Below are 17,366 nucleotides of genomic sequence, written 5' to 3' on the forward strand. Positions count from 1 at the left end.
ATGACAGCGACGACCGACGGAAGCACCGGGGCCGCCCTGCCGGCCCGCGCTGCCGCGGCCAGCGAAACCGACATCGACATCCGGATCCCCGAGGCGGCCGGGGGACCCGAAGCCGCCGCGCGCGCCATGCGACGCGCCACCGACCACCTGCTCTCCCTGCAGGACACCCAGGGGTGGTGGAAGGGCGACCTCGAGACGAACGTCACGATGGACGCCGAGGACCTGCTGCTGCGCCAGTTCCTGGGCATCCGCGACGAGGACACCACCCGCGCCGCCGCCCTCTTCATCCGCGGCGAACAGCGCGAGGACGGCACCTGGGCCACCTTCCACGGCGGGCCCGGCGAACTCTCCACCACCATCGAGGCCTACGTCGCGCTGCGGCTGGCCGGCGACGCGCCCGACGCGCCGCACATGGCCAGGGCGTCGGCCTGGGTCCGCGAGCGGGGCGGCATCGCCGCCTCCCGGGTCTTCACCCGGATCTGGCTCGCCCTGTTCGGCTGGTGGAAGTGGGAGGACCTGCCCGAACTCCCACCGGAGCTCATCTACTTCCCCTCGTGGGCGCCGCTCAACATCTACGACTTCGGCTGCTGGGCCCGGCAGACCATCGTGCCGCTCACGATCGTCTCCGCGAAGCGGCCCGTGCGCCCCGCGCCCTTCCCGCTCGACGAGCTGCACACCGACCCCGCCGACCCCAACCCCGCCAAGCCCCTGAGGCCCGCGGCGAGTTGGGACGGCGCCTTCCAGCGGCTCGACAAGGGCCTGCACGCCCTGCGCCGGATCGCGCCGCGCCGGCTGCGCAGGGCGGCCATGAACACCGCGGCCCGCTGGATCATCGAGCGGCAGGAGAACGACGGCTGCTGGGGCGGCATCCAGCCCCCGGCCGTGTACTCGATCATCGCCCTGCACCTGCTGGGCTACGACCTGCAGCACCCCGTGATGCGCGCGGGTCTGGAGTCCCTGGACCGCTTCGCCGTGTGGCGCGAGGACGGCGCCCGGATGATCGAGGCCTGCCAGTCCCCGGTGTGGGACACCTGCCTGGCGACCATCGCGCTCGCCGACGCGGGCGTGCCCGCCGACCACCCGCAGCTCGTCAAGGCCGCCGACTGGATGCTGGGCGAGCAGATCGTGCGGCCCGGCGACTGGTCCGTGCGGCGCCCCCAACTCCCCCCGGGCGGCTGGGCGTTCGAGTTCCACAACGACAACTACCCCGACATCGACGACACCGCCGAGGTGGTCCTCGCGCTGCGCCGCATCAAGCATCACGACCCGGAGCGCGTGGAGCGGGCCATCGCGCGCGGGGTGCGCTGGAACCTCGGCATGCAGTCGAAGAACGGCGCGTGGGGCGCCTTCGACGTCGACAACACCAGCCCGTTCCCGAACCGGCTGCCGTTCTGCGACTTCGGCGAGGTCATCGACCCGCCGTCCGCCGACGTCACCGCGCACGTCGTGGAGATGCTCGCCGTGGAAGGGCTCACCCACGATCCGCGCACCCGGCGCGGCATCGAGTGGCTGCTCGCCGAACAGGAGCCGGACGGCTCGTGGTTCGGGCGCTGGGGCGTCAACTACATCTACGGCACCGGCTCCGTCGTCCCCGCCCTGACGGCCGCCGGGCTGCCCGGCTCGCACCCGGCGATCCGGCGGGCCGTGGCCTGGCTGGAGTCCGTGCAGAACGACGACGGCGGCTGGGGCGAGGACCTGCGCTCCTACAAGTACGTCAAGGAGTGGAGCGGACGCGGCGCCTCCACCGCCTCGCAGACCGCCTGGGCACTGATGGCGCTGCTGGCGGCGGGGGAGCGGGAGTCGAGGGCCGTCGAGCGGGGCATCGCCTGGCTCGCCGCGACCCAGCGGGAGGACGGCTCCTGGGACGAGCCGTACTTCACCGGCACCGGCTTCCCCTGGGACTTCTCCATCAACTACCACCTGTACCGGCAGGTCTTCCCGCTCACCGCGCTCGGCCGGTACGTGCACGGCGAGCCCTTCGCCGTGAAGAACCGCGCGGGTTCGGCCGGGAAGGCCCACGCCGAGGCCAAGGGGAGCTGATGAGCCCGCAGCCCGCCCCGGCCCCGCTGCTGATCGCCTGCGCGCTCGGCATCGAGCACCTCGCGCTGCGCACGGGCGACCGCACCGGGGCCGGCGGGCCGGTCACCGTGCTCCGCACGGGCATGGGGCCGGCGGCGGCCGAGCGGTCCGTCGGCCGGGTGCTCGCCGACCCGGCCCTGGAGGCCGCCGCCGTGCTCGCGACCGGCTTCTGCGCGGGGCTCGCGCCCGGCATGCACCCCGGCGACCTGGTCGTCGCCGAGGAGACCCGGGACCCGCGCGGCACCACCCCGTGCGTCGGAACCGACCTGCTGGTGAAGGAGCTGGCGCGCACGGTGCCCGGCCGGACCGTGCACACCGGGCCGCTCACCGGCTCCGGCCACGTCGTCCGCGGCGCCGAGCGCGCCGAACTGCTCGCCACCGGTGCGATCGCCGTGGACATGGAGTCCGCGGCCACGCTGCTGAGCGCGGTGCGCACCGGCGCGCGTCCGGTTGCCGCCGTACGAGTGGTCGTGGACGCCCCGGAACACGAACTCGTCCGGATCGGCACAGTGCGCGGTGGAATATCGGCTTTCCGTGTTCTGCGTTCGGTACTTCCCGCTTTCTTCGAATGGCACCGTTCTTTGCTGCTCCCCCGGAGGTGAGCCAGATGGCCATGCCGCTGCGCCAGTCCATCAAGGTCGCTACTTACCTGGCCGAACAGAAGCTCCGCAGGCGGGACAAGTTTCCGCTCATCGTCGAGCTGGAACCGCTTTTCGCGTGCAACCTGAAGTGTGAGGGCTGCGGCAAGATCCAGCACCCGGCCGGGGTGCTCAAGCAGCGCATGCCGGTCGCCCAGGCCGTGGGGGCGGTGCTGGAGTCCGGCGCGCCGATGGTGTCCATCGCCGGCGGCGAGCCGCTGATGCACCCTCAGATCGACGAGATCGTGCGCCAGTTGGTGGCGAAGCGGAAATACGTCTTCCTGTGCACCAACGCCATGCTGCTGCGCAAGAAGATGGACAGGTTCACGCCCTCGCCGTACTTCGCCTTCGCCGTGCACATCGACGGACTGCGCGAGCGGCACGACGAATCGGTCGCCAAGGAGGGCGTGTTCGACGAGGCCGTGGCGGCGATCAAGGAGGCCAAGCGGCGCGGCTTCCGGGTCACCACCAACTCGACCTTCTTCAACACCGACACCCCGCAGACCATCGTCGAAGTGCTCGACTACCTCAACGACGACCTCAAGGTCGACGAGATGATGATCTCGCCCGCCTACGCCTACGAGAAGGCGCCCGACCAGGAACACTTCCTGGGCGTGGAGCAGACCCGGGAACTGTTCAGGAAGGCCTTCGCGGGCGGCAACCGGCGCCGCTGGCGGCTGAACCACTCCCCGCTGTTCCTGGACTTCCTGGAGGGCAAGGTCGACTTCCCGTGCACGGCGTGGGCGATCCCGAACTACTCCCTGTTCGGCTGGCAGCGGCCCTGCTACCTGATGAGCGACGGGTACGTGCCGACGTACCGGGAGCTGATCGAGGAGACCGACTGGGACAAGTACGGCCGGGGCAAGGACCCGCGCTGCGCCAACTGCATGGCGCACTGCGGATACGAGCCGACCGCCGTCCTCGCCACCATGGGCTCCCTGAAGGAGTCGCTGCGCGCCCTGCGCGAGACCGTCGCGCCGAGCGGCGGCTGACGAGGACGGCGTCGCGGCGGGGGGAGCCGGACGCCACCGGGAGCTGAACAGCACGGACCGAAGGGGGCCCGAACGTGACGATTCTGGAGAACATCCGGGGACCACGCGACCTGAAGGCGCTGTCCGAGGCGGAACTCGGCGAACTGTCCGAGGAGATCCGGGAGTTCCTGGTGCACGCGGTGTCCAGGACCGGCGGTCACCTCGGGCCCAATCTGGGGGTGGTGGAACTCACCGTCGCCCTCCACCGGGTCTTCGAGTCGCCGGCCGACCGCATCGTGTGGGACACCGGTCACCAGAGCTATGTGCACAAGCTGCTGACGGGGCGGCAGGACTTCTCCAAGCTGCGCGGCAAGGGCGGCCTGTCCGGCTACCCGTCCCGCGAGGAGTCCGAGCACGACGTCGTCGAGAACAGCCACGCCTCGACCGCCCTCGGCTGGGCCGACGGGCTCGCCAAGGCCCGCCAGGTGCGCGGCGGTCAGGGGCACGTCGTCGCGGTGATCGGCGACGGCGCGCTGACCGGCGGCATGGCGTGGGAGGCGCTGAACAACATCGCCGCCGCCAGGGACCGGCCGCTGGTCGTCGTCGTCAACGACAACGAGCGGTCCTACGCCCCCACCATCGGCGGCCTCGCCCACCACCTCGCCGCGCTGCGCACCACCGACGGCTACGAGAGGGTGCTCGCCTGGGGCAAGGACGTCCTCCAGCGCACGCCCGTGGTGGGCAGCACCGTCTACGACGCGCTGCACGGCGCGAAGAAGGGCTTCAAGGACGCCTTCGCCCCGCAGGGCCTGTTCGAGGACCTGGGACTGAAGTACGTCGGCCCGATCGACGGGCACGACATCCGGGCCGTCGAGTCCGCGCTGCGCCGCGCGAAACGGTTCCACGGGCCCGTGCTGGTCCACGTCCTGACGGAGAAGGGCCGCGGCTACGAACCCGCCCTCGCCCACGAGGAGGACCACTTCCACACCGTCGGCGTGATGGACCCGCTCACCTGCGAGCCGCTCGCCCCGTCCGGCGGGCCGTCCTGGACCGCGGTGTTCGGCGACGAGATGGTCCGCATCGGCGCGGAACGCGACGACGTCGTGGCGATCACGGCGGCCATGCTGCACCCGGTGGGCCTGACCGCCTTCGCGGCGCGGTTCCCGGACCGGGTGTGGGACGTCGGCATCGCCGAGCAGCACGCGGCCGTGTCCGCGGCGGGCCTGGCGACCGGTGGACTGCACCCCGTCGTCGCCGTCTACGCCACCTTCCTCAACCGCGCCTTCGACCAGCTCCTGATGGACGTCGCCCTGCACAAGTGCGGCGTCACCTTCGTCCTGGACCGGGCCGGCGTCACCGGCACCGACGGGCCCTCCCACAACGGCATGTGGGACATGTCGGTCCTCCAGGTCGTCCCCGGCCTCAGGATCGCCGCACCCCGCGACGCGGCCCAGCTGCGTGCCCAGCTGCGCGAGGCGGTCGCCGTCGACGACGCGCCGACCCTGGTCCGCTTCCCGAAGGAGTCGGTGGGCCCCGAGATCCCGGCGGTCGACCGGGTGGGCGGCCTCGACGTGCTGTACCGCGCACCGGACCGGCCGGAGGTGCTGCTGGTCGCCGTCGGCGTGATGGCGCCCGTCTGCCTGCGGGCCGCCGAGCTGCTGCGGGCCCGCGGCATCGGCTGCACCGTCGTGGACCCCCGCTGGGTCAAGCCCGTCGACCCGGCGCTGCCCCCGCTGGCCGCCGCGCACCGCCTGGTGGCCGTCGTGGAGGACAACAGCCGGGCGGCCGGGGTGGGCGCGGCGGTGGCGCTGGCCCTGGGAGATGCCGAAGTGGACGTCCCCGTACGGCGGTTCGGCATCCCGGAGCAGTTCCTCGCGCACGCCAAACGTGCCGAGGTGCTCGCCGACATCGGACTCACGCCCGTCGAGATCGCGGGGCGGATCAGCGCGAGCCTCGCCGCCAAGGAAGAGCTGTCCAAGGAGCAACCGGAATGACAACCGCGGAATCCGCGTCGCCGTCGTCGCCGCAGGCCGGGGAGTTCGACCTCGGCGCGCTGCTGGCCGAACGCGGAGCCGAGCGCTACGAGCTGCACACCAGGTACCTCAACCACCAGCTCCCGCGCATGCTGCACACCATCGGCTTCGACAAGGTCTACGAGCGTGCCGAGGGCGCCTACTTCTGGGACGCCGACGGCAACGACTACCTGGACATGCTCGCCGGGTTCGGGGTGATGGGCCTGGGCCGCCACCACCCCGTGGTCCGCAAGGCGCTGCACGACGTCCTCGACCTGGACCTCGCCGACCTCACCCGCTTCGACTGCCAGCCGCTGCCCGGACTGCTGGCCGAACGGCTGCTCAGGCACAGCCCGCACCTGGACCGGGTGTTCTTCGGCAACAGCGGCACGGAGGCCGTCGAGGGCGCGCTGAAGTTCGCCCGCTGTGCCACCGGCAGGCCGCGCGTCCTGTACTGCGAGCACGCCTTCCACGGCCTGACCACCGGCTCCCTCTCGGTGAACGGCGAGGACGGCTTCCGGGACGGCTTCGGCCCGCTGCTGCCCGACACGGCCGTACCCCTCGGCGATCTCGACGCCCTGGCACGGGAGTTGCGCAAGGGAGACGTCGCCGCACTGGTCGTGGAGCCGATCCAGGGCAAGGGCGTGCACGAGGCACCGCCCGGCTATCTGCGCGCCGCGCAGGAACTGCTGCACCGGCACAAGGCGCTCCTCATCGCCGACGAGGTGCAGACCGGCCTCGGCCGCACCGGCGACTTCTACGCCTACCAGCACGAGGCGGGCGTCGAGCCGGACCTGGTGTGCGTGGCGAAGGCGCTGTCCGGCGGCTACGTGCCCGTCGGCGCCACCCTCGGCAAGGACTGGATCTTCAAGAAGGTCTACTCCTCGATGGACCGCGTGCTGGTCCACTCGGCGAGCTTCGGAGCCAACGCGCAGGCCATGGCGGCGGGCCTCGCGGTGCTGTCCGTGCTGGAGAACGAACAGATCGTGGCGGGCGTCCGCAGCACCGGCGAGCTGCTGAGATCGCGGCTGGCCGCGCTCGTCGGCCAGTACGAGCTGCTCGCCGACGTCCGCGGCCGGGGCCTGATGATCGGCATCGAGTTCGGCAGGCCGCGGTCGCTGAAGCTGCGCAGCCGGTGGGCCATGCTCCAGGCCGCCCGCAGGGGACTGTTCGCGCAGATGGTGGTGGTGCCGCTGCTCCAGCGGCACCGCATCCTCACCCAGGTCTCCGGGGACCACATGGAGGTCATCAAGCTGATCCCGCCGCTGATCATCGGTGAGCGGGAGGTGGACCGTTTCGTCGACGCCTTCACCGCCGTGCTGGACGACGCGCACAGTGGCGGGCTGATCTGGGACTTCGGCAGGACGCTGGTGAAGCAGGCGATCGCCAACCGCTGACGGCCGCTCGACGCCGGCGCTCTCCCGCGGCCCTGGGCAGGCCGCCGGGCCGGCCGGCCCTGGGCAGGCGGCCGAGCCGGGTCTTTGCCTTGGAGGCAAGAAATTTGCCCGTGAGGCAACGGTCGGGCTGAATGGGCCCATGAGCTCGCCCGAGTCCGACCCGTCCGCCGGGCCGCCCGAGGCGGGGCCGCTCGTCGCGCCCCGGCTCCGCGCCCTGCGCCGCCGCGCGGGCCTCACCCTGGAGGCCGCGGCCCGCGCCGCCGCCCTGTCGCCCGCCCACCTGTCCCGGCTGGAGACCGGGCAGCGCCAGCCGTCGCTGCCGATGCTGCTGGCTCTCGCCCGCACCTACGGTACGACGGTCTCCGAGCTGCTCGGCGAGCGGGCCGCCGACCGGGAGGCCGTCGTGCGTGCCGCCGACATGGAACCCACGGCGGCGGGTGGCTGGACGTACTGGCAGGCCGGTGCGCCCGGACGCGGCATGCAGGCCCTGCGGGTCAGCGTGCCGTACGGGGCGCAGGGCGACATCGTGCGGGTCCACCCCGGCGAGGAATGGCTGCACGTGCTCAAGGGCCGGCTGCGGCTGCGCCTGGGGGAGACCCTGCACCGGCTCGACCCGGGGGACAGCGCGCACTTCGACTCGCTGACCCCGCACCGCATCGCCGCCGACGGCCCCGACGGTGTCGAGCTCCTCTTCGTCCACACCCTTTTGCAGAGCCCCACGGCCGCGCTGTGCCTGGGCCCGATCACCGGAGGCAGCTCATGAGCGACATCGAGGAGAAGTTCCCGCGTGCCCTGTGGGTCCGGCTGATCATCTACATCGCCGTGGGACACGTCTTCGCGGCGTTCGTCTGGCTCCTCTTCGAGGTCGGCGCCAAGTAGGGCGCGCGGCGCCGGGGCGCCGACCCCGGGCGGACGTCAGTCAAGCAGCCGTTCCCGCAGGCGCTCCCGGGTCTCGGGGGTGATCCCGAGGCCCTGCTCCAGGTAGGCCGGCACGCCGCCCCACGTCTCGTCGATGGTCTCGAAGGCCGCGGCCAGGTACTCGGCGCGCGCGTCGAACAGGGGGTCGAGCAGCTCCATGACCTCGGGGGAGTAGGCCGAGGCCGACGTGCTGCTGCGGTGCACCTTGTAGCGGCGGTGCTTGGCGTTCGACTTCAGGTAGTCCTCGACGATCGCGTCCCGCTCGACGCCGACGGCCAGCAGCGTCACCGCGACGGACAGGCCCGCGCGGTCCTTGCCCGCCGCGCAGTGCATCAGGGCCGGGACGCTGTCCTCGGCGAGCGAGCGCAGCACCCGGGAGTGCTCCGCGGTGCGCTCCTTGATGATCATCCGGTACGAGGCGATCATCCGGTTCGCGCCCTTGCCGTCCGCGAGGATCGCGCGCAGCTGGTCCAGGTCGCCGTCCCGCACCATCTTCCAGAACTCGGCGCCGTCGGCCGGGTCGCTCAGCGGCAGGTTCAGATTGCGCACGCCCGGCAGCTCGACGTCCGGGCCCTCCAGCTTCTGGTCGGCCGCGTTGCGGAAGTCGAAGATCGTGTGCAGGCCGAGGGAAGAGAGGAAGGCGGCGTCGTCCTCCGTCGCGTGCGCGAGGTGGCCGCTGCGGAACAGCACGCCGTGGCGCACCCGGCGGCCGTCCACGGTCGGCAGTCCACCGACGTCACGGAAGTTGCGCACTCCGGCCAGCTCGGGCTCGGTCGACGGGACCTGCTGCGTCACGAGGGCTCCTCCCACTCGGCCCCGCCGGCGCGGCTCACCGACGGGCACACGGTCGACGATACGACACGCCTGCCAGGCGATATGAGAGGGACGGATCCACGCGGTGAGCGGCAAACGCGATGAAAACGGGCGCTGTTTTTTCGGTGGCGCCCTTTGTCGTTCGGTGGGCCTTTCGTCCGAATCGACCGTTTAGGTATAACGCGCCCCGGTAGCAAGGGAGATGGGGTGCGACGCGTGAGCAGCGTCATATTCGTGACGATCCGCTGTCGCCATGTTCACGTAATTCAGGCGCATTTCCAGGGAATTGCAGGAGGGCTAAAGATCCTTAATCCACGCTCGGTGACCGGAAAAGTCACGAACACCCGCCGGAAAAGCGCGGGAAGGCAATCCCGGGCTTGTCCCTGCGCCGCCCGGTCGCTTAGGTTCGCCACCGATCCGGACGGACGCCTAATCCTGCCGCCGCCCGGAAGCCCGCACACACTCTGACCCGTGTACGGCAGGAGCGGGGGACCCACAGGTAACACCGCCTGTTCCGGTCTCCGGAAGAGGCTCGGGGTGAAGCCGCGCAGCAACGCGGCCGGGCATCTCCAGTCCGAACCCGACAGCTCACCTCGTAGGCGCCGGAGAGGAATTCACCATGCCCGCGAAGGGTAAGCACCGCCGTACGAAGTCCCAGCGTTTCACCCGATCGATCGCCGTCGCCGGAACCGGCGGCGCCGCACTCGCCCTTCCGCTTCTCGGGGCCACCGGCGCCAACGCCGCCCCCGCGCAGCCGGTTTCGGAAAAGGCCGTCCAGTCCCTGCCGGTGGCGCAGAACAAGGCCCCCGAGAAGAGCGCCGCGAAGAACTCGGCCCCGCGGACCTACACCGTGAAGGGCGGCGACTACCTCTCGAAGATCGCCGACGAGCAGAATGTCAGCGGTGGCTGGAAGAAGCTGTACGAGGACAACCGCGAGGCCGTCGGCAGCGACCCGTCGCTGATCCACCCCGGCCTGAAGCTGTCCCTCGGCAAGAAGGCCACGACGAGCACCGCCAAGCCGTCGACGGAGTCCTCCTCATCCGGTAAGTCCGACTCATCCCGTTCGTCCGCGTCGGAGTCCCCGGCCTCGAAGTCGTCGTCTTCGTCTTCGTCGTCTTCGTCGTCTTCGTCCTCCTCGGACGACACCGCGTCGACGGCCGCGCAGTCCTCCGGCTCCGGCTTCACGCTGCCGGTGTCCGGCTCCGGTGTCGGCACCGCCTACAAGGTCGCCGGCAGCATGTGGTCCAGCGGCTACCACACCGGCGTCGACTTCGTCGTCCCGACCGGCACGTCGCTGAAGGCCGTCGGCGCCGGCACCGTCGTCTCCGCGGGCTGGGCCGGCGCGTACGGCAACCAGGTCGTCATCAAGCTGAGCGACGGCTACTACGCCCAGTACGCCCACCTGTCCTCGCTGTCCGTCTCGGCCGGCCAGGCCGTGACCGCGGGCCAGCAGGTCGGCCTCTCCGGCTCGACCGGCAACTCGACCGGGCCGCACCTGCACTTCGAGATCCGCACCACGCCGGACTACGGCTCGGACGTGGACCCGATGGCGTACCTGCGCTCGCACGGAGCTTCCGGCGCCTGACGCCTCGCGCGACCACCCGCCCGACACGCTGCCGAAGGCCGGACCCCGATCCCCGGGTCCGGCCTTCGGCATGCCCGGGTATGGGGCGCGCGGACCGGCCCTGTCTATTCCTGAGTTGGCCAACACTTCAGGCGTGGCTTATCTCACCGCCCGTCAACCCCTGCCTACGGTCGCGTAGGTCACATTCGGGGGTGAATCATGGATCGATGTGGCAGACGATTCGAAGAGTGACAGCAGATCAGTGATCGGGTCGTACGTGGCGGTGGGGGACAGCTTCACCGAGGGCGTGGGCGACCCCGGCCCCGACGGGGCGTTCGTCGGCTGGGCGGACCGCTTCGCGGTACTGCTCGCGGACCGGCGGCCCGAGGGCGACTTCCAGTACACGAACCTCGCCGTGCGCGGAAAGCTGCTCGACCAGATCGTGGCGGACCAGCTCCCCAGGGCCGTCGAACTCGCCCCGGACCTGGTCTCGTTCTGCGCCGGGGGCAACGACATCCTGCGGCCCGGCACCGACCCCGACGAGGTGGCCGAGCGGTTCGAGCGGGCGGTCGCCGCGCTGGCGGCCGTAGCGGGCACCGTGATGGTGACGACCGGCTTCGACACCCGGACCATGCCCGTGCTCAAGCACCTGCGCGGCAAGATCGCCACCTACAACGGTCACGTCCGGGCCGTCGCCGACCGGTACGGCTGCCCGGTGCTCGACCTGTGGTCCCTGAAATCCGTCCAGGACCGCAGGGCGTGGGACGCCGACCGGCTGCACCTCTCCCCGGAGGGGCACACACGCGTGGCGCTGCGCGCGGGTCAGGTCCTCGGCCTGGAGATCCCGGCCGACCCGGAACAGCCCTGGCCGCCACTGCCGCCGCGCGGCACGCTGGAGGTGCGGCGCGACGACGTGCACTGGGCACGCCAGTACCTGGTGCCGTGGATCGGGCGCCGGCTGCGCGGCGAGTCCTCGGGGGACCATGTGACGGCCAAGGGGGCGCTGTCGCCGGACGACATCAAGATGCGGATCGCCCCGGTGGCGTGAGAGGGCGGGCGTGAGGGGGCGGGAGGTGCGGCGGGGGACGGCCGTCCGGTGACGTCGGCAGCGCCGCCGTGCGTGCCTCATCGGCCCGGCATCGGGCGCCGCGTTGGCGTGCGTCTCACCGGCCCGGTATGCGGGTGCCGCGTCGGCACGTGTCTCACCGGCTCGCCACCTCGGAGGTCGCGTCGGCGCGTGACTCACCGGCCCGGTATGCGGGCGTAGCGTCGGGGAGTGTCTCACCGGCCCGGCGCCCGGCGTACGTCGGCGCGTGACTCACCGGCGTCGCGTCGGCGCGCCTCTCACCGCTCCGCCGCCGTCAACTCCTCGGGGGTGAGGCCCAGTTCGCGGGCGAGGGCCGCGTCGGCCCACTGCCGGGCCCGGGCCGGTGTCAGCGTGCCCGGGTAGGACGTCAGCTGGACGGCGAGGCCGTCGAGCAGGGCGGTCAGGCGCAGCGCCGCGTCGGCGGGGTCGGGCAGCGGAACTCGCCCGCGGCCACGCCCTCCGTGATGACCTCGGCGATCGCCGCCTTCCACTGCCGGTCGAGGCCGCCCGTCACGTCCCGCAGCACGGGCTCGCGCAGCGCGGCCGCCCAGCCCTCGATCCACAGCCGCCAGCCCTTGGCCTGGCCCGTCGGGGCGTACCAGCGCACGGCGGCCCGCAGCCTGCGCAGCGCCGTCGTGCGGCGGCCGAGCAGCCGGCGCAGCCGGGCGAGGTCGTCCTCGGCGGCATGCTCGAAGGCAGCGGCGACCAGCTTCTCCTTCGAGGAGAAGTGATAGAGCACGAGCGCGTTGCTCACCCCGAGCGCGGCTGCCACGTCGGCGATCCGGACGGCGACCACGCCCCGCACCTCGATCTGCTCGACGGCGGCCCGCAACATCTCGGCACGCCGCTCCGCGACGCCCAACCGCACTCTCGCCACGGCGTCACCCTACAAGCGGTACCAGCCGAACCGCCGCGCGATCTCCGCCAGGCGCTCCTCCGCGACGGCGTGCGCGGCCGCCCGCGGGGTCGTCCCGTCGGCCGCCGCGCGACTCAGCACCCCGTCCACCAGAGCCCGCATCGAACGGCGGACGTGGGCGAACGCCTCGTCCGGGTTTGCGCCGATGTCGCCGAACAGCGTCCACCACCACCAGGCGTTGGTGGCCGAGTTCACGACCACGTCCGGCAGCACGGTCACGCCGCGCGCGGCCAGCAGCTCCTCCGCCTCGGGAAGGACGGGCATGTTGGCCGCCTCGACCACCCAACGCGCGGTGATCCGCGCCTGGTTGGAGACATCGACGGCGTACGACACGGCCGCGGGCACCAGCACTTCCGCGTCGGCGGACAGCCACGCGTCCGGGGGCAGCTCGCGATCGCGGGGCCGCAGCGCCCCCCGGTCCACGGCGCCGTGGGCGTCCCGCGCGGCGAGCAGCGCCTCCACGTCGAGACCGTCCGGGTTGACGATCGTGCCCTTGACGTCGGCCACCGCCACCACCGTCAGGCCCGCGCGCGCCAGGAATCGGGCCGTGGCGCAGCCCATGGTGCCGAGCCCCTGCAGCGCGACCCGCGTACCGGCGTGCGGCACGCCCGCCCGGTCCAGCGCCGTCAGCGTGGCCTCCGCGACTCCGCAGCCGCCGGCCAGCTCGCCCAGGCCGATGCCGTCCACCTCGACCGCGAAGGCGTCCGCGAGCCGGCGCCGCGCGGCGGCCTCGTCGCCGAGCAGCGGGTACACCGCCTGGACCGACGACACGAGGCCCGCCTCGACGGCCGCCCGGTCCACCGTGTCCTGGTCGAGCCCCAGATCCTCACCCGTGGTCCAGCAGCACTCGACGTACGGCCGCACCGCGCGCAGGTAGCGCACCAGCAGCCCGTACGCCTCCGGGTCCCGCGGGTCGCAGTCGATGCCGCCCTTGGCGCCACCCAGCGGGACGTACCGCGCCTCGGGGTCGTAGTGCAGCGCCTCCTTCATGGACATGCCTCGCGCCAGCCCGGCGACCTCCTCGGCCGTGCAGCCCTCGCGCATCCGCAGTCCCCCGCTGGCCACCCCGCGCACCAGCCGGTCCACGACCAGGAAGCCCCGGCGACCGGTGACGTGGTCGGTCCAGGTGAGGGACAGCAGAGGGCTGGTCACGGGGTCTCCTGACACGGGGGTAAGGGGTGGTCTACTGAACCGCGGGTCAGCATCGTCGGGACCGGCGCCCCTGTCAACGCGCCGAGTTGACGCGTGAAGGCCGCCCCTCCCGGCCCACCGCCGTGGCTGGTTCCGGAGGCGCCGGGGAGGGCCGGTGCCCGAATGGGACACGGCGGGACCGGCGGTGTCGATGGGCCGCCCATAATGGATGTCTGACCGACTCCACCTGGAGGTAGCGTGGCCGGTTTCCGTTTCCCGGGCTCAGGGCTCCGCGCGCTGCGGCCGGCGGCGTTCGGCGCGGACCCGAGCGGCGAGCGCATGGCGCGCATCCGTAGATCGCCGCACTTCAAGGACGGTGTCTTCCAGAACCCCGGGGGCTTCGCCCGGACCCGCCCGTCCGGTTCGACACGCGAATTCGCCAAGGTCTACTTCGACAAGGAGTCCCGCCCCCGCCGCTTCCCCCGCGCCGCGGTGCCGCTGCACCCCACGACGGCCGCCGACCTCGCGAAAGCCCCGGCGACCGGCCTGCGGCTGACGTGGATCGGTCACTCCAGTGTGCTCGCGGAGATCGACGGGCAGCGGGTGCTGTTCGACCCGGTGTGGGGCGAGCGCTGCTCCCCGTTCCCCTTCGCCGGGCCCCGGCGGCTGCACCCCGTGCCCCTGCCGCTGACCGCGCTCGGCCCGGTCGACGTCGTCGTGATCTCCCACGACCACTACGACCACCTGGACATGCCCACGATCAAGGCGCTGGCCGGCACGGACACCGTGTTCGCCGTCCCGCTGGGCGTCGGCGCCCACCTGGAGCGGTGGGGCGTGTCCCCGGACCGGCTGCGCGAGCTGGACTGGCACGAGTCGACGCGGGTCGGCGGGCTGACCCTGACGGCCACCCCGGCCCGGCACTTCTGCGGCCGCGGCCTCCGCAACACCCAGCACACCCTGTGGGCGTCCTGGGTCGTCGCCGGTGAGCGGCACCGCGTCTACCACAGCGGCGACACCGGCTACTTCGAGGGCTTCGAGGACATCGGCGCCGCGCACGGGCCGTTCGACGCGACGATGATCCAGATCGGCGCGTACAGCGCGTTCTGGCCGGACATCCACATGACGCCCGACGAGGGCGTCCGTTCCCACCTGGACCTTCAGGGCGGCGGTCCGGCCGGGGTGCTGCTGCCCATTCACTGGGGCACTTTCAACCTCGCCACGCACGCCTGGGCGGAGCCGGGGGAGTGGACGAAGGACGCGGCCGAGGAGGTCGGCCAGACGGTGGCGTTCCCGCGGCCGGGTGAGCCGTTCGAGCCGGCGGGGGAGCTGCCGGTGGAGGCGTGGTGGCGGGCGGTGTCCGGTCCGATCGACCACCTGTGGCGGCGTCCGCGGGGTGTTGAGGATGTGGCCGGTACGAGCAGGACTGATCTCGACCTCGCCGGTGAGCGGTGACGTCGGCCGGGGATGAGCTTGGGGAGATGGTCCGGAGGCTTGAGCGTCTCCCGGCGGATCAACTGGACCGTTCGCTGCTGGACTTGGCGGGGCGCCCCGGGCAGAGCGAGAAGTCGCTGCTCAGCGATTCAGGCCCTTGCCGTCCCTGAAAGGCCCGTTCGCGTTGTTGTCCGCACGCGCGTTGTGCAGCGCTGAGCTTGCAGCAGGGGGACAGGCTGGGCAGCGCTCGGCTGCAATCAGAGGGCGCGGGGACCCTGGCGGTGGCTCGCCGACGCCGACTCGGCACCGAGCTCGTGACGGGAGGGCAACCGGTCGCCCGGTGACCAGACCGAGTTGGTGATCCGCTTCCGGGGAGCCCCCGCAACCCGCAAGAACGGCACGCGTGCTGACGCGAAGTCAGCCGCCGCTCGCCTTGGGGCGTTGCCGGCCCGTCCGTTCCGACGATCTGGTTCACCGGCTGACATCAGGAGTGCACCCGTCCGGTCTCCGCCGGGCGGGCTTCTGCGATCAGGAGCGCCACGTCGTCATGGTCGTACGGGTGTCGCAGGGTGCCGAGGAGCCAGTCGCAGGTCGCGTCCAGTGCTCCGCGGCGGCCGTCGAGGGCGTCCAGGAGGGCGGTCGCTGGAAGCCTGGGCGGGCTCGTAGCGCGAGGCGACGTCCAGTCCGGCGAGCCGGGGCGGGTGGTGGCCCGGCAGCAGGCTGCGCTGCAGGGTCCCGGCGGAGTTGCGGACGCTCTCGTGCCGGCGGGCGTTGTCGATGGCCACGGCCGATCTGGCGGTCAGTTCTCTGGCGAGGACGACATCGTCGTCGCCGAAGAGGACGGGATTACGGACCCGCAGCGCGTCGAACGCGCCGAGAACCTGCCTTGCGCGGTGTTCGCCATCGACGAGGCGCGGAACGAGCTCGCGTCGACGGGGTCGGCGAACAGCACGCGGGCTACGCCGATTTCCCGGCCGCGCTGACGGGACCGGCCGCCCGCTCCGGAGCAGACCGTGGAACGCGCAGCGGGCGCCCTTCCGGCGCGCGGGCCGGGTCCGGGACGTTGCCCCGACGGTCCCGGGAACCCGGTCCGCACCGTGCCCGCCGCACCGGGGAACGGTGACACCGGCGACGGACGGACGGTCTCCGGTCGCTGCGGTGAGACCCGCGGTGAACGGCCGCTCGACGGACCGACGGTCACCGACCTGCTCGGCGCAGTTCTTCGCGGTGGTGCGAGGGCCGGTAACGGTCTGCCTTCCGAACTGCCGCCCCTGTACGGCCCGGACCCGCCCGGTGCGGCAGGCCCGCGGGCCGGGGAGGCGCCGCCGTTGGTACAGCGGTGGTGCGTGTCCGTACGAGGACGGTGCGTTTCGCGCCAGATTGGGCGGCGACGGTTTCCGGCCGCCTTCCCGGCGGGACACGCGACCCGTTCCGTCCCCCTTGCCGGGCATCGGTGCGGGCCGGCCCGAGGCGTACGTCGCCGTGGCCTGGGCGCCGGGTCCGACGACGAGGGCGCGGCGGCCGGCCGACCGGTCACGCGTCGCGGGCCGCCGACCGTCTGTCGTGTGACTCTGCGCCGTTTTCGCCGGGGCGGGCGGCACGTTCACTCCTCCTGCGGGCCCCCGGAAACGGCGTGTTGATTCCGGTGCGCTCGCCCGTGCTGCGAGTGTCGCGTTCCGGCAGGGCTGATGGGGGCACATGGCCGGTGGCGTGGCAGGAGGGCAGCCGGTTGCCCGATGAGACAGCCGCTGACAAGGGGTGGGGAGAATGCTTCGGGTTCTCGTGGTGCACGACGAGGCGCTGCTTCGGTCGGCACTGGTGCAACTGCTCAGATCCGACGACCGGCTTGACGTCACGTCCATGTCCCCGTGCGCAGACGTGCCGGATGACGACGTGCCGCCCGCGGACGTGTGCGTGGTGGACGGGGACTGCCTGCAGGGGCCGGGGGACGAGGACGTGCGGGACGCCGGCTTGAGGGCACGGTGCGGAGACCGGCTCGTCGTGCTGACGACCTCCGAGCGGCCGGGGGTCCTGCGCCGGGCGTTCGAGGGCGGTGCGCTCGGGCTGGTCGACAAGAACGCCCCGGCCGAGCGGCTGATCACGGCGGTGCACACCGTCGCCACCGGGGAGCGCTTCCTGGACGTGACGCTCACCGTGGCCCTGCTCGAAGGGGCGGAGATGCCGCTGACCAGCCGCGAGCTGAGTGTGCTGTCCCTGGCCGCCGAGGGTGCGCCGATGGCCGAGATCGCGGCCCGCCTGCACCTGTCCCGGGGCACCGTCCGCAATTACATGGCCACGGCGATTCGCAAGGTGGGCGCCCGCAACCGCGTCGACGCGATACGCATCGTCCAGAGCGCCGGCTGGACGTGACCGGGGCGGCGCCGCGGTGACCGACGCCCCGGACGCACC

The 17,366-nt window shown here is 72.3% G+C and carries 13 protein-coding genes, 2 pseudogenes and 1 riboswitch; of the genes and pseudogenes, 11 read left to right on the forward strand and 4 right to left on the reverse strand.

Annotation, left to right across the window (positions count from 1 at the left end):
- From shc to QC282_RS05035, 7 genes are all read left to right on the forward strand, one after another.
- The gene (gene shc / locus QC282_RS05005; protein ID WP_279547948.1) at positions 1–2,040 is read left to right on the forward strand and encodes a squalene--hopene cyclase; all 2,040 of its coding nucleotides are present in this window, start codon (positions 1–3) and stop codon (positions 2,038–2,040) included.
- A complete protein-coding gene (locus tag QC282_RS05010) occupies positions 2,040–2,681 on the forward strand; it encodes a 1-hydroxy-2-methyl-2-butenyl 4-diphosphate reductase (RefSeq protein WP_279547949.1) in 642 nt (213 codons plus the stop codon). Before shc ends, QC282_RS05010 begins: the two co-directional genes overlap by 1 nt.
- A gap of 5 nt (positions 2,682–2,686) precedes the next feature.
- On the forward strand, positions 2,687–3,709 hold the full coding sequence (gene hpnH / locus QC282_RS05015) for an adenosyl-hopene transferase HpnH (protein WP_279547950.1): 1,023 nt from the start codon (positions 2,687–2,689) through the stop codon (positions 3,707–3,709).
- A gap of 74 nt (positions 3,710–3,783) precedes the next feature.
- Positions 3,784–5,682 (forward strand): 1-deoxy-D-xylulose-5-phosphate synthase, encoded by a 1,899-nt coding sequence (dxs, locus tag QC282_RS05020; RefSeq protein WP_279547951.1) that lies wholly within the window; start codon positions 3,784–3,786, stop codon positions 5,680–5,682.
- Positions 5,679–7,097 carry an aspartate aminotransferase family protein gene (locus tag QC282_RS05025; protein ID WP_279547952.1) on the forward strand — a complete coding sequence of 473 codons (1,419 nt, stop codon included), beginning with the start codon at positions 5,679–5,681 and terminating at the stop codon, positions 7,095–7,097. Before dxs ends, QC282_RS05025 begins: the two co-directional genes overlap by 4 nt.
- Positions 7,098–7,236: 139 nt before the next feature.
- The gene (locus QC282_RS05030) at positions 7,237–7,860 is read left to right on the forward strand and encodes an XRE family transcriptional regulator (protein WP_279547953.1); all 624 of its coding nucleotides are present in this window, start codon (positions 7,237–7,239) and stop codon (positions 7,858–7,860) included.
- Positions 7,857–7,976 carry a DUF6126 family protein gene (locus QC282_RS05035; RefSeq protein ID WP_279547954.1) on the forward strand — a complete coding sequence of 40 codons (120 nt, stop codon included), beginning with the start codon at positions 7,857–7,859 and terminating at the stop codon, positions 7,974–7,976. Before QC282_RS05030 ends, QC282_RS05035 begins: the two co-directional genes overlap by 4 nt.
- Before the next feature lie 36 nt (positions 7,977–8,012).
- Here QC282_RS05035 and QC282_RS05040 read toward each other — a convergent pair whose 3' ends face one another.
- A complete protein-coding gene (locus QC282_RS05040) occupies positions 8,013–8,810 on the reverse strand; it encodes a tyrosine-protein phosphatase (protein ID WP_279547955.1) in 798 nt (265 codons plus the stop codon).
- 468 nt (positions 8,811–9,278) lie between these two features.
- A riboswitch (cyclic di-AMP (ydaO/yuaA leader) is annotated at positions 9,279–9,443 on the forward strand.
- Positions 9,444–9,447: 4 nt separating this feature from the next.
- Between QC282_RS05040 and QC282_RS05045 the strand changes: the two genes are divergently transcribed.
- Positions 9,448–10,413, forward strand: a complete 966-nt coding sequence (locus tag QC282_RS05045) for a LysM peptidoglycan-binding domain-containing M23 family metallopeptidase (protein WP_279547956.1) — start codon at positions 9,448–9,450, stop codon at positions 10,411–10,413.
- Positions 10,414–10,654: 241 nt separating this feature from the next.
- Positions 10,655–11,440, forward strand: coding sequence for an SGNH/GDSL hydrolase family protein (locus QC282_RS05050; protein ID WP_279547957.1), 786 nt, complete (start codon positions 10,655–10,657; stop codon positions 11,438–11,440).
- Positions 11,441–11,736: 296 nt separating this feature from the next.
- On the opposite strand, the pseudogene QC282_RS05055 reads toward QC282_RS05050, so the two are convergent.
- Positions 11,737–12,314 (reverse strand): annotated as a pseudogene (locus QC282_RS05055) (TetR family transcriptional regulator C-terminal domain-containing protein).
- A 51-nt stretch (positions 12,315–12,365) separates the two neighbouring features.
- Positions 12,366–13,547, reverse strand: coding sequence for a glutamate dehydrogenase (locus QC282_RS05060; RefSeq protein WP_279547958.1), 1,182 nt, complete (start codon positions 13,545–13,547; stop codon positions 12,366–12,368).
- Between the two features lie 237 nt (positions 13,548–13,784).
- Between QC282_RS05060 and QC282_RS05065 the strand changes: the two genes are divergently transcribed.
- Complete coding sequence (locus tag QC282_RS05065) at positions 13,785–14,978, forward strand: MBL fold metallo-hydrolase (RefSeq protein WP_279547959.1); 1,194 nt, start codon at positions 13,785–13,787, stop codon at positions 14,976–14,978.
- Positions 14,979–15,595: 617 nt separating this feature from the next.
- On the opposite strand, the pseudogene QC282_RS05070 reads toward QC282_RS05065, so the two are convergent.
- Positions 15,596–15,838: pseudogene (locus QC282_RS05070) on the reverse strand (PAS sensor protein); the annotation flags it as partial.
- 886 nt (positions 15,839–16,724) lie between these two features.
- On the opposite strand from QC282_RS05070, the gene QC282_RS05075 reads away from it, so the two are divergent.
- Positions 16,725–17,327, forward strand: coding sequence for a response regulator transcription factor (locus QC282_RS05075; protein ID WP_279547960.1), 603 nt, complete (start codon positions 16,725–16,727; stop codon positions 17,325–17,327).
- Positions 17,328–17,366 lie beyond the last annotated feature (39 nt).

Origin of the sequence: Streptomyces sp. DH24 (assembly GCF_029813775.1) — a bacterium.
Taxonomy (GTDB): Bacteria; Actinomycetota; Actinomycetes; order Streptomycetales; family Streptomycetaceae; genus Streptomyces.

What these genes read in the sequence shown, in the direction of transcription:
- QC282_RS05010 (WP_279547949.1), top strand. Translation starts at nt 2,040, where the DNA reads ATGAGCCCGCAGCCCGCCCCGGCCCCGCTGCTGATCGCCTGCGCGCTC.
- hpnH (WP_279547950.1), top strand. Translation starts at nt 2,687, where the DNA reads ATGGCCATGCCGCTGCGCCAGTCCATCAAGGTCGCTACTTACCTGGCC.
- shc (WP_279547948.1), top strand. Translation starts at nt 1, where the DNA reads ATGACAGCGACGACCGACGGAAGCACCGGGGCCGCCCTGCCGGCCCGC.
- QC282_RS05075 (WP_279547960.1), top strand. Translation starts at nt 16,725, where the DNA reads ATGCTTCGGGTTCTCGTGGTGCACGACGAGGCGCTGCTTCGGTCGGCA.
- QC282_RS05030 (WP_279547953.1), top strand. Translation starts at nt 7,237, where the DNA reads ATGAGCTCGCCCGAGTCCGACCCGTCCGCCGGGCCGCCCGAGGCGGGG.
- QC282_RS05035 (WP_279547954.1), top strand. Translation starts at nt 7,857, where the DNA reads ATGAGCGACATCGAGGAGAAGTTCCCGCGTGCCCTGTGGGTCCGGCTG.
- QC282_RS05045 (WP_279547956.1), top strand. Translation starts at nt 9,448, where the DNA reads ATGCCCGCGAAGGGTAAGCACCGCCGTACGAAGTCCCAGCGTTTCACC.
- QC282_RS05025 (WP_279547952.1), top strand. Translation starts at nt 5,679, where the DNA reads ATGACAACCGCGGAATCCGCGTCGCCGTCGTCGCCGCAGGCCGGGGAG.